Origin of the sequence: Mesorhizobium sp. ES1-3 (assembly GCF_020164795.1) — a bacterium.
GTDB lineage: Bacteria > Pseudomonadota > Alphaproteobacteria > Rhizobiales > Rhizobiaceae > Mesorhizobium.
Genome location: NZ_JAIUGW010000027.1, coordinates 57,126 through 72,776 on the forward strand (window position 1 = coordinate 57,126; position 15,651 = coordinate 72,776).

The following is a 15,651-nucleotide window of genomic DNA, read 5'->3' on the forward strand; positions in this document are numbered from 1 at the left end:
TCAACCGCGTGCGGGACGGGCCATTTCCCGCGCCGAGACCGCCTTGTGCAGGTGCACCATCATGGCAGCGGCGAAGAGCGGCGTCAGCAGGTTGAGGAGCGGCAAGGCAAGGAAGGCCGCGATCACCAGCCCGGCAAGGAACACTGTGCCGGCATAGTGCCGGCGCAAGGCTCTGGCCTCTTCTTCCCCGCGAAAGCGCATGGCGGCGAATTCAAAGAATTCGCGCCCGAGCAGGTAGCCGTTGACGATGAAGAAGGCGGCGATGTTGATGCCCGGCACCAGCAGAAGCATGAGCGCCACGATATTGCCCAGGATGACGACGCCGAAGAATTTTATCGCCAGCACCAGCGAGCGCAATGCCGGGATGGCGCGTCCGGCCGGGTCGCCGGGATAGTCGGTGCGCTCGACCACGTCAGCGACTTCGTCGAGGAACAGGCCGGCGATGACGGCCGTGACCGGCGCGACGAGCAGCGCCATGCCGAAGGCAAGCGCTATTGCCGCGACAATGCCGCCCAGCCAGCCGGCCCAGGACGGCATGCCGGGCAACAAAGTCTGGAGCCACGGCAGGGCCAGCCATTCGACAAGGCTGGTCAGACCGAGCCACAGGGCGACCAGCGCCAGCAGGGTCAGGCCGAGCGTCTTGATGAACACGGCGCGGAACGGAGGCGAAAGCAGTTCCAGGGCCGCGGTGCGGGCAGCGTCGAAAATCACGTGCTTCAACCCCAGATCAGCGGACACAGCCACAAGAGCAATTCCAGGAAAAGTGCGTAGCGGTTTTCCGTCCGGGATTGCGTAAAAAAAGAAACTAGAGCGGGTCAGAGATTCCATCAAACACTGAACCGCTCAAGGCAGGACGCTCCCGAGATAGGTAGCACGGCCCGCGAGCACAAGCGCGGACCGTTGCTTGCCTTTGGACGCTCTCGAAATCTGCCTATCGGGCGAAGGCCGGTCTGCGGACCGGTATGGTCATGGCAGCCACGCCTGCGACGACAAAACCCATGCCGAGCCAAGCCGTGGGGCCAAGGCTTTCACCGAGGAAGACGGCGCCGATGCCGACGCCGATCGGCACGCGCAGATAGGCCTGAGACGTGGTGCCGACCGAACCCAGCGTGTGGATCAGACGGAAATAGATGACGAAAGCCAGTGCCGTCGAAAACACGGACAGGCCGAGCAGCGCGAGGATGGAAGCCGCCGAAGGCGCCAGCGTCCACGGCTGGTCGACCGCCAGGCTGAGCGGCACCAGCATGACCGCGCCGCACAGCATCGAACCGGCGGCGGGGAGCATCGGATCGAGGCCCTTGAAGCCACGGCCGAAAATCGCGGCGCCCGCATAGCACACGGTTGCCGCGACGATGGCCAGCTGCGCCCAGAGCTGGTGGCCGATGCCGCCAAGCGCCTGCGTGCCGACGATGAGGCAGATGCCGGCGATGCCGGCGCCGACGCCGACCAGCTTGCGCACTGTGACCGGCTCATGGCGGGTGATGAGCGCCGTCAGCAGGAAGGTGAAGATCGGCGAGGTGGCGTTGAGGATGGTGGCAAGGCCGGCGTCGACCGAGCGCTCGGCGGCGGCGATCAACGTGAACGGGACGACGCTGTTGAGGCAGGCCTGGAAGGCGAAGCGGCGCCAGCTTGCCGCATCGCCCGGCATGGCAAGCCCGCGCCAGCGGATGATGGCGAACAGGATGGCGCCGGCGATCAGGGTGCGAGCGGCGATGAAGGTGATGGGCGGGATGGTCTCGACGCCGATCTTGATGAAGGTGTAGGAGGCGCCCCACAGCACCGCCAGCACGCCGAGCAGCGCCAGGTCGGTGGTCGTATCGCTCTTTGCAGACATGGGCTTGCCGCCTTCGGGTCGAGATCGAACAAGCCCTTTTAGGCAACGCCACGACGAAATGCTTCGGCCACGATCGAATTGTCGTAACGCCTGGGGGTACAACGAAAACCATGGGCAGAACCGCTTTACAGGCACGTAGTTGCTGGCTTCTTCGACAAAGATGGGCCTCGCCGCAACGCCGGCAACGACAGAAAATCGGTTGCCAGTTTTCAGGATCATGCTGTAGACCCGCGCGGGCATGGCAAGAAGCCGGCCCGGGTTTTGGCGGAGACATTGATGCCGGAATATGACGTGCTTTGCATCGGCAATGCGATTGTCGACATCATCGCCCAGTGCGAGGAGGACTTCCTCCAGACCAACGGCATCATCAAGGGCGCGATGAACCTCATAGACACCCACCGCGCCGAATTGCTCTACAGCCGCATGGGCCCGGCGATCGAGGCCTCCGGCGGCAGCGCCGGCAACACGGCGGCTGGTGTCGCCTCCTTTGGCGGACGCGCCGCCTTCTTCGGCAAGGTCTCCAACGATGCGCTGGGCGAAATCTATGCGCACGATATCCACGCGCAGGGCGTCGCCTTCGACACCAGGCCGCTCGAGGGCGAGCCGCCGACGGCGCGCTCGATGATCTTCGTCACCCCCGATGGCGAGCGCTCGATGAACACCTATCTCGGCGCCTGCGTCGAACTCGGGCCGGAAGATGTCGAGGCCGACAAGGCGTCGGGCGCCAAGGTCACCTATTTCGAGGGTTATCTGTGGGACCCGCCGCGCGCCAAGGAAGCCATCCGGCAGACGGCCAGGCTGGCCCACGCGGCCGGCCGCGAAGTGTCCATGACTCTCTCCGATTCGTTCTGCGTCGACCGCTACCGCGACGAGTTCCTCGACCTGATGCGTTCGGGCACAGTCGACATCGTTTTTGCCAACAGCCACGAGATCAAGTCGCTTTACCAGACTTCGTCGTTCGACGAGGCGGTGGCGCAGATCCGCAAGGATTGCAAGATCGCGGCGGTGACCCGTTCCGAAAAGGGCTCGGTCATCGTGCGCGGCGACGAGACCGTGGTCATAAAGGCGACCGCCATCAAGGAACTGGTCGACACGACGGGCGCCGGCGATCTCTACGCCGCCGGTTTCCTGCATGGTTACACACAGGGACACGACCTACAGACCTGCGGCGATCTTGGCTCACTGGCGGCCGGATTGGTGATCCAGCAGATCGGCCCGAGGCCACGGCAGAACCTACGCAAAGAGGCCGAGCAGGCGGGGTTGTTGTAGGACAAAGCTGCCGATCTCCCTCCTCGTGGGGGGATGGCCGGCAGGCCAGAGGGGGGCGCTGTCCCGCCAACATCTCGAGGTTTTCCCTGCCAACCGACGGCATTCCCCCAGGCGATGCCAAGCGGCCGCACGTGTGAACACAAGTACCGCTATGTAGCGATCCTTTGCGCCCCCCTCTGCCCTGCCGGGCATCTCTCCCACGAGGAGGGGGGAGATCGGCAGCTTCGCCGTCTCGCCCACCGTCGCGCAGTTGTCACATACCGCTCCTACATGCGAGCGTGCCGTGACTGACATTTCGGCAAGCTAATCGGGTGTGGAGCAATGCAGGACAGCAACCTGTCGGGTCGCTGCATCTGTTGCCGTCGCGCTTTCCGCTTTCCGCCGTAACCGTTCAACAACCGGCCGCGGCTGAGGGAGGAGAGCGCGCGACCAAGAAGACAGATGCATGACCAGATTTCAGACCAAGACGACCGGCATCACGCAGGACGATTTCGCCGACATGGTCGCGGAAAAGGTCGAGCGTGCGCTTGCCCACTATGACGAGGCCATCAACGGTCCGACAAAGGTCTCGGTCGGCAAGATCGCCGGCAGCATAGCGTCCGCCGTCACCTTGCTGTCGCCCAAGCACCAGCGCGCCATCGACGCCATCCATGCCGACCTTCCCGGCCTTGCCTCGAAATTCGTGCGTGCGCTCGCGGCCGAAGCCGCGCGCCGCAGCGAAGCCGGCACAACCGGGACGACAACGCTGTCGGCTGAGGCCGAAACACCACCCGCGTTTCCCCCGTCCGATGACCTCGAATCGATGCTCATCGAGGACTGGGCCGGCCGCGTCGCCGGCTCGACCTATCTGGAAGAGAACCTGCGCATCGCCCGCTCCACCTTGCACCGCTGGCAGAAACGCGGCGACGTCATCGCGTTGCGCAAGGGCGGCCGCAAGCACGTCTTCCCGCTGGCGCAGTTCGTCGACGGCAGGCCGGTGGCCGGCATAAGCGACGTGCTGGAGCTGATCGGCAACCCGAGACTGACCTGGCTATGGCTGACCCGCCCAGCGGCACAGCTCGACGGCCGCATTCCAATCGACCTGCTGCGGCAGGACCGGGCGGAAGAGGTGGTCGAGGCGGCGCGGGCGTTTGCGCCGGGGTGAGGGTACCAGTCCGATCGTCAGCTTTCGTCGGTCGTGCGGATCGTCTGCCTCAAGTCCCCGCCGTATAAGCCGCGATCGCCGCCATATTCACGATGTCCGAATCCTTGGCGTTCAGCGAGACGATCTGCACCGGCTTGTTCAGGCCGACCAGCAGCGGACCGATGACGGTCGAGCCGCCCAGTTCCTGCAGCATCTTGGTCGAGATCGAGGCTGAGTGGAAAGCCGGCATGATCAGGACGTTGGCCGGGCCGGTCAAACGGATGAACGGGTATTGCGCCATGGCGCGGGGGTTGAGCGCGACGTCGGCGGCCATTTCGCCGTCATATTCGAAATCGACGCGGCGCTTGTCGAGGATGCGCACGGCTTCCTGGATGCGTTCGGAACGCTCGCCCTGCGGATGACCGAAGGTGGAATAAGCGAGCATGGCGAGCCTCGGCTCATAGCCCATGCGGCGGGCGAAGCCGGCCGCTTCCTCGGCGATGTCGGCGATCTGCTCGGCGTTGGGCATGTCGTGGACGGCGGTGTCGGCGACGATGACCGTCCGGCCGCGCGCGAGCACGATCGAGGCGCCGATGACGCGATGGCCGGGCTTGGCGTCGATGACGCGCCTGATGTCGTCGAGCGCGGTGGAATAGTTGCGGGTGACGCCGGTGACGATGCCGTCGGCGTCGCCCAGCGCCACCATGCAGGCGGCGAAATGATTGCGGTCGTTGTTGATCAGGCGCTGGCAGTCGCGGAACAGGAAGCCTTTGCGCTGCATGCGTTCGTAGAGGTAGTCGGTGTAGATCGAATTGCGACGCGACAGGCGCGCATTGATGATCTCGATGCCTTGCTTGTTCAAGTCGATGCCGGCGTGCCTGGCGTTCTCCTTGATGACGTCGTCGCGGCCGAGCAGGATGGCGGTGCCGAGCCGCTGGTTCACATAGGAGACGGCGGCGCGCATCACCTGCTCCTCCTCGCCCTCGGCGAAGACGATGCGCTTGGGCTGGCGGCGCACGCGGTCGTAGATGCGCTGTAGGGTCGAGGCGATCGGGTCGCGGCGGGCGGAAAGCTCCTGCGCGTAGCGGTCGAGATCGAGGATCGGCTTGCGGGCGACGCCCGAATCCATTGCCGCCTTGGCCACGGCAATCGGAATGGCCGAGATCAGGCGCGGGTCGAACGGCACCGGGATGATGTAGTTGGGCCCGAATTTCGGCCGGTTGCCCTGATAGGCGGCGGCGACGTCGTCGGGCACGTCCTGGCGCGCCAGTTCGGCCAGTGCACGCGCGGCGGCGATCTTCATGTCGTCATTGATGGTGGTCGCCCTGACGTCCAGCGCGCCGCGGAAGATATAGGGGAAGCCGAGCACGTTGTTGACCTGATTGGCGTAATCCGAACGCCCGGTGGCCATTATGGCGTCGGTGCGGATCTCGGCCACTTCCTCGGGCGTGATCTCGGGATCGGGATTGGCCATGGCGAAGATGATCGGGTTCTTGGCCATCGACTGCACCATGGCGGTGGTCAGCGCCCCCTTGGCGGAAAGGCCGAGGAAGACATCGGCGCCGTTGAGCGCCTCGGCCAGGGAACGCGCCTTCGTCTTGACCGCATGCGCCGATTTCCACTGGTTCATGCCCTCGGTGCGGCCCTGGAAGACCACGCCCTTGGTATCGCACAAGGTGATGTTTTCGGGCGAAAAACCCATCGCCTTCATCAGCTCGATGCAAGCGATGCCGGCCGCACCCGCGCCATTGCAGACCAGCTTCGTGGTCTTCATGTCGCGGCCGGTTACCTCCAGCGCGTTGATCAGGCCGGCGGCCGAGATGATGGCGGTGCCGTGCTGGTCGTCGTGGAAGACCGGGATGTCCATCAGTTCGCGCAGGCGCTGCTCGATGATGAAGCATTCCGGCGCCTTGATGTCTTCCAGGTTGATGCCACCGAAGGAGGGACCGAGGAAGCGCACGCAGTTGATGAACTCGTCGGCATCCTCGGTGTCGACCTCGAGGTCGATGGAATCGACATCGGCGAAGCGCTTGAACAGCACCGCCTTGCCTTCCATCACCGGCTTCGAGGCCAGCGCGCCGAGATTGCCGAGGCCAAGAATGGCGGTGCCGTTCGAGATGACGGCGACCATGTTGCCCCGCGCCGTGTAGTCGAAAGCCCTGGACGGGTCCTCGGCGATGGCGCGCACCGGCACGGCGACACCAGGCGAATAGGCGAGGCTCAGATCCCGCTGCGTCATCATCGGTTTGGTGGCGACGATCTCCAGCTTGCCGGGCCGGCCCATGGCGTGGAATTCGAGCGCTTCCTGCGCGCTGACGGATGGACCGTTGTTCTCGGTTTTCCTGGCCATGATGCTTTTGATTTCCTCGCCGGTGCGACACCTCCTTGAGGCGGGTGCCTGTGTGCTTGCGAATTAAGACCACGGGCCGCCGCGTGTAAACCACGAAGCTCTGCAAAGCTGCTTCAAAGCGGACACGTCCGGTCAGGGCCGTTCCGCGCCACCCTGGATGCCGTGATTTCATGCGCATGCGCGATCACGGCATCGGGCAATGCACCTGAATAGCCGTCCCACGGACGATGGCTCGCGGTCTTCCCCTGCTTTTCGATGGCCCGGCATTAAACCCCGCCATCACATCTGCTAGCGTGCCGCGCCATGAACATGCACAGCCCGAACGAGCCCGACGCCCCCGAGGCGATGACGCCGCCACAGCCCGGCGCTGCCGTCACGCCGATGATGGAGCAGTTCATCGAGATCAAGGCGGCTAACCCGGATTCGCTGCTGTTCTACCGCATGGGCGATTTCTACGAGCTGTTCTTCGACGATGCCGAGAAGGCGAGCCGGGCGCTCGGCATCGTGCTCACCAGGCGCGGCAAGCATCAGGGCCACGACATTCCGATGTGCGGCGTGCCCGTGCATGCGGCCGACGACTATCTGCAGAAGCTGATCGGCCAGGGATTCCGCGTCGCCGTCTGCGAGCAGATCGAGGATCCGGCCGAAGCCAAGAAGCGCGGCTCCAAATCGGTGGTGCGCCGCGACGTGGTGCGGTTGGTGACGCCGGGCACCATCACCGAGGACAAATTGCTGGCGCCGTCGGAATCGAGTTTCCTGATGGCGTTGGGCAGGGTGAAGGGCGGGGCGGAGCCAAGAAGCGGGGAGCGCGGCAGCGCGACAGGGAACCAAGGAAGCTTTGCAATTGCCTGGATCGACATCTCGACCGGCGCCTTCCGGGTCGCCGAGACCACCGCCGATCGGCTGCTGGCCGACATCTTCCGCGTCGATCCGCGCGAGCTGATCGTCGCCGAGCCGGTGTTCCATGATCCCGAGCTGAAGCCGGTGTTCGACGTGCTCGGCCGTGTCGCCAGCCCACAGCCGCCGAGCCTGTTCGATTCGGCCTCGGCCACGGGACGGATCGCGCGCTTCTTCGAGGTGGCGACACCGGACAGTTTCGGCACGTTTTCGCGGGCCGAACTGTCGGCGATCTCGGGCGCCATCGCCTATGTCGAGAAGACGCAGAAAGCCGAGCGTCCGCCATTGTCGCGGCCGGAGCGCGAGGAGCAGGGCTCGACCCTGTTCATCGATCCGGCGACGCGCGGCAATCTCGAACTGTTGCGCACGCTGTCCGGCAGCCGCGAGGGTTCGCTGTTCAAGGCGATCGACCGCACGGTAACCGGCGGTGGCGCAAGGCTGCTCGCCGACCGGTTGATGGCGCCGCTGACCGATCCGGCGGCCATTGGCGCACGGCTGGATTCGGTGTCGTTCTTCCGTTCCGAAGTGCGGCTTTGCCAGGCGGTGCGGATGAGCCTGAAGAGCGTCGCCGACATGCCGCGTGCGCTGTCCAGGCTGGCGCTCAACCGCGGCGGCCCACGCGACCTCGGCGCGCTGCGCGCCGGCTTCGAGGCGGCCGGCGCCATTGCCGAAACCTTTGCCGCGGTCGCCTTGCCCCAGGAACTGGCCGGCGCAATGGCCGCCATCCAGACGCTGCCCAGTGCACTTGCCCAGCATCTCACCCAGGCGCTCGGCGAGGAACTGCCGCTGCTCAAACGTGACGGCGGTTTCGTTCGCGGCGGTTACCATGCCGAACTCGACGAGATGCGGGCGCTGCGCGACGAGTCGCGCAAAGTGATCGCCGGGCTGGAGCGCTCGCTGATCGAGGAGACCGGCATCCGTTCGCTGAAGATCCGGCACAACAACGTGCTCGGTTACTATATCGAGGTGACGGCCAACCATCATGCCGTGATGACCGGCAGCGATGGCGCCAAGGCGCGCTTCATCCACCGCCAGACCATGGCCAATGCCATGCGCTTCACCACGACGGAACTCGCCGAACTCGAAACCAAGATCGCCAATGCCGCCGACCGGGCACTTAGCATCGAACTGGCCGCCTTCGATGCGCTGACGGCGGAAGCCGTCGGCGAGGCCGAGGCGATCCGCGCCGGCGCCGATGCGCTCGCCGTGCTCGACGTGTCGGCAGCACTTGCGCTTCTGTCGGAAAGCGAAGCCTGGTGCCGGCCTGTCGTGGATTCCAGCCTGGCCTTCGAGATTTTGGGCGGCCGGCATCCAGTGGTCGAACAGGCGCTACGCCGTTCGGGCGAAGGCCCGTTCGTCGCCAATGATTGCGACCTCTCGCCCGAGGGGAATGCCAAGAACGGCGCGATCTGGCTGCTGACCGGCCCGAACATGGGTGGTAAGTCGACGTTCCTGCGTCAAAACGCGCTGATCGCGATCCTGGCCCAGACCGGCTCCTTCGTGCCGGCGGCGTCTGCCCATATCGGCGTCGTCGACCGGCTATTCTCGCGCGTCGGCGCCTCGGACGATCTGGCGCGCGGCCGCTCGACCTTCATGGTCGAGATGGTCGAGACGGCGGCGATCCTCAACCAGGCCGGCGAACGGGCGCTGGTGATCCTCGACGAGATCGGCCGCGGCACCGCGACGTTCGACGGCCTGTCTATCGCCTGGGCGGCGGTGGAATATCTGCACGAGAAGAACCGCTGCCGGGCGATCTTCGCCACCCATTTCCACGAAATGACCTCGCTTGCCGGCAAGCTGGCGCGGCTTTCCAACGTCACCATGCGGGTCAAGGAATGGGAAGGCGACGTCGTCTTCCTGCACGAGGTCGGCAAGGGCGCCGCCGACCGCTCCTACGGCGTGCAGGTGGCGCGGCTCGCCGGTCTGCCGGACGCGGTTGTCGACCGCGCCAAGGCGGTGCTGCACCAGTTGGAGGAAGGCGAGGTCTCCGGCAAGACCAACCGGCTGGTCGACGACCTGCCACTGTTTTCGGTGGCGCTGAAGCGGGAAGCGCCAAGGCCGGTGAAGAGCGACGCGCTGGGCGCAGCACTGGGCGACATCAACCCCGACGAGATGACGCCGAAGGAAGCGCTGGAGGCGCTTTACCGGCTGAAGGGGCTGGCGGGGAAATAGGAGAGGCGGCGGCGATACCGCCAATCTCCCCCGGAGGTGCAGGCGTTCGGTATCCACATCTTCGAGTGGTGCGGCAATCTTGATGCGGGTTTCCATGACGGTTCTTCCCATCTAGGTTCGATGCACGCAACTGTTGCCGGCACCAATGACCGCTGATGACAACCAAATGGATACGAGGATCGTCAACGTGGATTGCACCTCGACAGGCACATGTCTCCGAGGTGCGGGCCGGTTTGACGACTCGCTTGGCAGATGTCGTTACTTCATATGTTGAGGGTCCGGTTGTTGTAGCCATTGACGGTCGTACCGCCTCCGGCAAGACAACATTTGCCGATGAGCTCGCCCACACTCTGAGCGCGACCGTGACAGGTGTGTTTCGGGCGAGCCTGGACGACTTCAAGAAACCCTGGCGAGATCGTTACCTTTACGATCGAGCGAGCGGTGAAGGCTACTATCGCAACGCGTTCGATATTGAACGCATTCGCTCAGATTTGGTCGGCGGCTTCCGAGCAGGACAGACCATGCTGTGCTCGATTGATCCGATAACGCAGATAGACCATTCAGCTGAACTTATACCGATGCCGGACCAAGCCATTCTCGTCATTGACGGCGTATTCGCATTGCGTCCCGAATTGCGCGATCTTTGGGATGTTGGGGTGTGGTTGGATGTAGATCCTCAAATATCGGAGCTTCGTGCAACGGCACGCGATGGCGAGATGTTGGAACGCTATCGCCTGTCTGAACAGCTCTACCTGACCGAGGCACGGCCTCAGCAGGTTGCCGATATCATCATCGACAACGATGATATCTCCGCTCCGGCTTCTAGCATTTGGCCGCATCGATGATGGCAGTGGTCGGCTCTGCAGGGATTGCTTCCTAGCTAAATCATCTCCAGTCCGCGCTTGCGCGTCGGTTGCGGGGACGCACGATCGAGATCGGCGATGTCCTGATGTGTAAGCCTGATATCGAGCGCGGCGACATTCTGGCGGACGTGCTCCTGGCTGCCGGCCTTGGGAATGGCGATGACGTCGTCCTGCCGCATCACCCAGGCCAAGGCGATTTGCGCCGCGCTCGCACCATGGCGGGCGGCGACCTCGGCAAGCCTGGCATTATGTGCCAGCGCGCCCTGCTCCACCGGCGAATAGGCCATCAGCGGGATGCCGCGTTTCCTCATCCAGGGCGAGAGATCGAATTCCGGGCCGCGGCGGACGAGATTGTAGAGCACCTGGTTGGTCTGTACCTTGTCGCCGTCGGACAGGAGCACCAATTCCTGCATCTCGTCGGTGTCGAAATTGCTGACGCCCCAATGCCGGATCTTGCCGGCTTGCTTCAGCGCTTCGAACGCCTCGACCGTCTCGGTCAACGGCACGCTGCCCGGCCAATGCAGGAGATAGAGGTCGATGCGGTCGGTGCGCAGGCGCTTCAGGCTGTTTTCGCAGGCGCGGCGCACGCCGGCGCGCGAGGCGTTGGAGGGCAGGACCTTCGAGACCAGGAAGGTTTCGTCACGACGCCAGGCGATGGCTTCCGCTACCAAGACCTCGGCACCGCCATCGGCATACATTTCGGCGGTGTCGATCAGCGTGACGCCGAGGTCGAGGCCGAGCTTCAGCGCCCTGACCTCATCGGCGCGGCGGCGCGAATCCTCGCCCATCTTCCACGTGCCCTGGCCGAGGACGGGTATGGCCTCGCCGCAGGGCAGCGTGGTGGTTCTGACGGACGATGGCATGGCAGGCTCCATTTTTGAGCCCGATCGCATCACAGGGCGGGCGAGAAATCCAGAGGCGTTCCCGCCGCCTTCGTGATTGCTTGAGCTTACTTCACCGGATGGGTGGCGAGCCAGTCCTGCATCTGCTTGACTTCGGCTTCCTGCGCGGCGATGACGCCTTCGGCGAGCTTGCGGATTTCGGGATCCTTGCCGTTGGCCAGTTCGACCTTGGCCATGTCGATCGCGCCCTGATGATGCGGAATCATGCCGCGGACAAAATCGACATCGGCGTTGCCGGTATATTGCGAGGCCATCATGTCGGTATGCATCTTGTCCATCGCCGCCTTGTAGCCCGCCGTCGAAGGGCTTTCCGCTCCCATGGCCATGGCGCCCATGTCGTGCTTCATCTCTTCGCTCCGCGCCGGCACGCTTTCGAGGAAGACGGCAAGCAGCATTCCGGCGGCCATCAGCAGCAGCACGAGTTTCTTAGCCAAGGTCATTCATGGTCTCCTGTTGGTTGGGTTTCGTATCTGGGGGCTGATCTCAGAGTTTCAACGTTCTGAGCCGCAAAGCGTTTGCGATCACCGAGACGGAGGACAGACTCATCGCCGCGGCCGCCAGCATCGGCGACAGAAGCGTGCCGGTGAGCGGATAGAGCACGCCGGCGGCGACCGGCACGCCGAGCACATTGTAGAGGAAGGCGAAGAACAGGTTCTGCCGGATGTTGCCGATGGCCGCCTGGGCCAGGGTGCGGGCGCGGACGATGCCGTTGAGGTCGCCCTTGACCAAGGTGATGCCGGCGCTTTCGACCGCGACATCGGCGCCCGTTCCCATGGCGATGCCGACATCGGCGGCGGCAAGCGCCGGCGCGTCGTTGACGCCGTCGCCGGCCATGGCGACGCCGGCACCCCTGCCGCGCAATTCGTCGACGAGCGCTGCCTTCTGTTCCGGCAACAGACCTGCCCGAACCTCGTCGATGCCGAGACGTCCAGCGATCGCCTTGGCGGTGCGCTCATTGTCGCCGGTCGCCATGACGATCCTCAGCCCGCTGTCATGTAGCGCCTTGATCGCCTCGGCCGTGGTCGCCTTGACCGGATCGGCGACGGCGACGATGCCGGCCAGCTTGCCGTCGACGCCGACGAACATCGCCGTCTTGGCATCGCCCTGCAATGCTTCCACGCTGGCTTGGATTGCGGAAACGTCGATGGCGAGATCGGCCATCATCGCGGCATTGCCGAGCGCGACCTTCTTGCCCGACACCGTGCCGGAAACGCCCTTGCCGGTAACCGCCTCGAAGCTGCCGGCCTCAGCGATCTTCACGCCGCGCTGGTCCGCCCCCTCGACGATGGCCTCGGCCAGCGGATGCTCCGAGCCTTTTTCCAGGGTCGCGGCGTACACCAGCAATTCGTCCTCGGAAAAGCCAGTAGCCGCGACGACATCGGTCAGTTTCGGCCGGCCTTCGGTCAGCGTGCCGGTCTTGTCGACGATCAAGGTGTCGACGGAGGCGAAGCGTTCGAGCGCGGCGGCTTCCTTGATCAGCACGCCGGCATGCGCGCCGCGCCCGGTGGCGGTCATGATCGACATCGGCGTGGCGAGACCCAGCGCACAGGGACAGGCGATGATCAGCACCGAAACCGCCGAGACGATGGCGAAGATCAGGCTGGGCTCGGGGCCGAAGACCGCCCAGGCGATGAACGCGACGATGGCGACCAGGACGACGGCCGGGACAAAGTAGAAGGAAACGCGGTCGGCCAAGCCCTGGATCGGCGCGCGCGAGCGCTGTGCCTTGGCGACAAGTTCGACGATGCGCGACAGCGTGGTCTCGGCGCCGATCCGTTCGGCGCGCATGATCAGCGAGCCGTTCTTGTTGAGCGTGCCGCCGGTCAACGCATCGCCTTCGGCCTTCTCGACCGGCAAGGGTTCGCCCGTGATCATCGATTCGTCGATGGAGGAGCGGCCTTCGAGCACCGTCCCGTCGACCGGGACCGCATCGCCGGGCCGGATGCGCAGGCGCTCGCCGGTCTTCACCTCGTCCAGTGCCACATCGGTCTCGACACCGTCCTCGGCGATCCGCCGCGCGGTCTTCGGCGCGAGGTCAAGCAAAGCGCGGATCGCCGATCCTGTCTTTTCGCGGGCGCGCAATTCCAGCACTTGGCCGAGGAAGACCAGCGCGACGATGACGGCGGCGGCCTCGAAATAGATCGGCACCGCACCGCCATGGCCGCGAAACTCATGCGGAAAGATCTGCGGGAAGAGCGTGGCGACGACGCTGTAGAAATAGGCGGCGCCGACACCCAGCGAAATCAGCGTCCACATGTTGGGGCTGCGGTTGAGGATCGAGTCCCAGCCGCGATGGAAAAACGGGAAGGCGGCCCAGAGCACCACGGGGCTCGCCAGGGCCAGTTCGATCCAGACCTTTGCGCGATCCTCGACCAGGCCCTCCAGCGACAGGCCGACCATCGGCGCCATGGCGATGATCAGCAGCGGGATCGACAGCACCGCGCTCACCCAGAGCCGCCTGGTGAAATCGACCAATTCGGGATTTGGCCCTTCATCGCCCGTCGGCACGCCCATTGGCTCGAGCGCCATGCCGCAGATCGGGCAGGAGCCGGGCTTGCCGCGGATGATCTGCGGATGCATCGGGCAGGTGTATTGCGTGCCCTTGGGCATCGGCGCCGGCGCCGGCCTGTCGCCGAGATAGGTTTGCGGCGCCGCCTCGAACTTCGCCTTGCAGCCGGCGGAACAGAAATAGAAGCCTTGGCCTTCATGGCGGACGAAATGTTTCGCCGTCGAGCGGTCGACGCTCATGCCGCAGACAGGGTCGGCGGCCGTGAGGTAGTTCTCAGGCTCGGACTGGAACTTCGAGCGGCAGCCCTCGCTGCAGAAGTGATAGAGGCGGCCGCCATGCTCTGATGTCGGCTTGCCGGCGGCCGGATCCACGATCATGCCGCAGACCGGGTCGCGCAGGACCGTATTCGCGGCGGCGCCTTTCGGCGCGCAACAGCCGCCATGCGAGCCATGTGCGTGGTGATCGTGATCTGAATGCGTCATTCCGAAAATGCCTTGATGTCATTGCTTCGAACCCGAGGTAATGCTTCCAGTAACTGGAAGGTCAAGGGCCGTTTTGATTTTCCGATTTCGGGGGCCGTGAAATCGATGGAACACCCCCTGCACAAAGGCACATCTCGTGCTAAAACTTTTCTTGCTAATATTATTCGCCGCATCCCGTTCATCTCGCTAGATTTCGGTCGACTATGAAGTGCCTGGTCATCAATCTCGATCGGTCCCCGGACCGACTTGCTCACATAAGTGCAGAGTTCGCCCGGATCGGCGCCGCGTTCCAACGTGTTGCGGCGGTCGATGCGCGCAGCCACCCCGAACTCGGGCAGCAACCGCAACATCCGATGTATGCCCCCCGGCGTTTGCTGGGCAGCGAGATCGCCTGCCTGCACAGCCACCGCCTCTGCTGGGCGATCCTGGCGCAGGACGATGCCAGCTACGGCGCCATCTTCGAGGACGACGTGATTTTTTCAGCAAATGCCGGTCCGTTGCTTGCCGACAACGGCTGGATTCCGACCGATGCCGACATTGTCAAGTTGGAGACGTACTTCAAGAGAACCCTCATCCATCGGCGAAGGACCGCCGCTGGACATGGCTTTTCCGCGTTCAGGCTCTACAAGAACCATCCGGGGACCGGGGGCTACATCATATCCAGACAGACCGCGCGCGATCTCCTCGAGGCGACCGAAAAGATCAATATCACCGCCGACGATCTAATTTTCACCCCGGCATTCGCTACCTCGTCCAGCAAGACGATCTACCAGCTCGTCCCTGCGCTGTGCGTGCAGGATCAGTTCGTCGGCGACCGATTGCCAAGCCTGCTCGGCCAAGAGCGGGACGCCGAGGGAACCGCGAATGCTCTTGTCGCAAAACGCAGAAGGCCCGTCGCCGAAAGAATCATGAAGGAAGGCGGACGAGCCGCGCGGTGGATCGTCGATTTCTGCAGATATCGGCGACACATCGTCGTCCCCTTCGATTCGACCGGCGCAACCGACTAAGCTTGCCTGGCCGGCAGAATCGCCAACATAAGTATAGACCTCAGTGTTGTTTCGACCCTCCTTGCGACGAACGGGGGATAGAAATTGAAAACCACCCCTTCCCCAAACATCGACAGTGATTCCGGCCAGTTGAATGGCTAAACAGCCGTATTGTCCCTTTCATTTGGCCACAAAGCAAAGTCCTTCCCAAAAAACAGAAGACGCAAGCTCCGCATGTGCTATAGAGCGCCGCCACCACAAGAA

At 64.1% G+C, this 15,651-nt stretch carries 11 protein-coding genes; 5 read left to right on the plus strand and 6 right to left on the minus strand.

All coding sequences use genetic code 11. The features are described from left to right. Positions 1-711, minus strand: a complete 711-nt coding sequence (locus tag LB536_RS26595) for a sulfate transporter family protein (RefSeq protein WP_224597844.1) — start codon at positions 709-711, stop codon at positions 1-3. Between the two features lie 220 nt (positions 712-931). Further along, the gene (locus LB536_RS26600; protein WP_224597820.1) at positions 932-1,834 is read right to left on the minus strand and encodes an EamA family transporter; all 903 of its coding nucleotides are present in this window, start codon (positions 1,832-1,834) and stop codon (positions 932-934) included. 276 nt (positions 1,835-2,110) lie between these two features. Here LB536_RS26600 and LB536_RS26605 point away from each other — a divergent pair, with 276 nt between their 5' ends. Together LB536_RS26605 and LB536_RS26610 are read left to right on the plus strand one after the other, a co-directional pair. Beyond that, the gene (locus LB536_RS26605) at positions 2,111-3,103 is read left to right on the plus strand and encodes an adenosine kinase (RefSeq protein WP_224597823.1); all 993 of its coding nucleotides are present in this window, start codon (positions 2,111-2,113) and stop codon (positions 3,101-3,103) included. Positions 3,104-3,548: 445 nt separating this feature from the next. After that, entirely contained in the window at positions 3,549-4,247 is a 699-nt protein-coding gene (locus tag LB536_RS26610) for an antitoxin Xre/MbcA/ParS toxin-binding domain-containing protein (RefSeq protein WP_224597825.1), read from the plus strand. A gap of 49 nt (positions 4,248-4,296) precedes the next feature. Here the strand turns inward: LB536_RS26610 and LB536_RS26615 are convergent, their stop codons facing one another. Next, a complete protein-coding gene (locus LB536_RS26615) occupies positions 4,297-6,576 on the minus strand; it encodes an NADP-dependent malic enzyme (RefSeq protein WP_140760770.1) in 2,280 nt (759 codons plus the stop codon). Positions 6,577-6,879: 303 nt separating this feature from the next. Between LB536_RS26615 and mutS the strand changes: the two genes are divergently transcribed. After that, positions 6,880-9,645: a DNA mismatch repair protein MutS gene (gene mutS / locus LB536_RS26620; RefSeq protein ID WP_224597827.1), complete on the plus strand. Its 2,766-nt coding sequence runs from the start codon at positions 6,880-6,882 to the stop codon at positions 9,643-9,645. A gap of 245 nt (positions 9,646-9,890) precedes the next feature. Next, on the plus strand, positions 9,891-10,490 hold the full coding sequence (locus LB536_RS26625) for a uridylate kinase (RefSeq protein WP_224597829.1): 600 nt from the start codon (positions 9,891-9,893) through the stop codon (positions 10,488-10,490). 35 nt (positions 10,491-10,525) lie between these two features. Here the strand turns inward: LB536_RS26625 and LB536_RS26630 are convergent, their stop codons facing one another. The 3 genes from LB536_RS26630 to LB536_RS26640 form a co-directional block, all read right to left on the minus strand. After that, positions 10,526-11,371 carry an aldo/keto reductase gene (locus LB536_RS26630; protein WP_224597831.1) on the minus strand — a complete coding sequence of 282 codons (846 nt, stop codon included), beginning with the start codon at positions 11,369-11,371 and terminating at the stop codon, positions 10,526-10,528. Positions 11,372-11,457: 86 nt separating this feature from the next. Beyond that, positions 11,458-11,850 carry a DUF305 domain-containing protein gene (locus tag LB536_RS26635; protein ID WP_224597832.1) on the minus strand — a complete coding sequence of 131 codons (393 nt, stop codon included), beginning with the start codon at positions 11,848-11,850 and terminating at the stop codon, positions 11,458-11,460. 43 nt (positions 11,851-11,893) lie between these two features. Further along, entirely contained in the window at positions 11,894-14,401 is a 2,508-nt protein-coding gene (locus tag LB536_RS26640; protein WP_224597833.1) for a heavy metal translocating P-type ATPase, read from the minus strand. A 203-nt stretch (positions 14,402-14,604) separates the two neighbouring features. Here LB536_RS26640 and LB536_RS26645 point away from each other — a divergent pair, with 203 nt between their 5' ends. Then, positions 14,605-15,408 carry a glycosyltransferase family 25 protein gene (locus tag LB536_RS26645; RefSeq protein ID WP_224597834.1) on the plus strand — a complete coding sequence of 268 codons (804 nt, stop codon included), beginning with the start codon at positions 14,605-14,607 and terminating at the stop codon, positions 15,406-15,408. Positions 15,409-15,651: the final 243 nt, after the last annotated feature.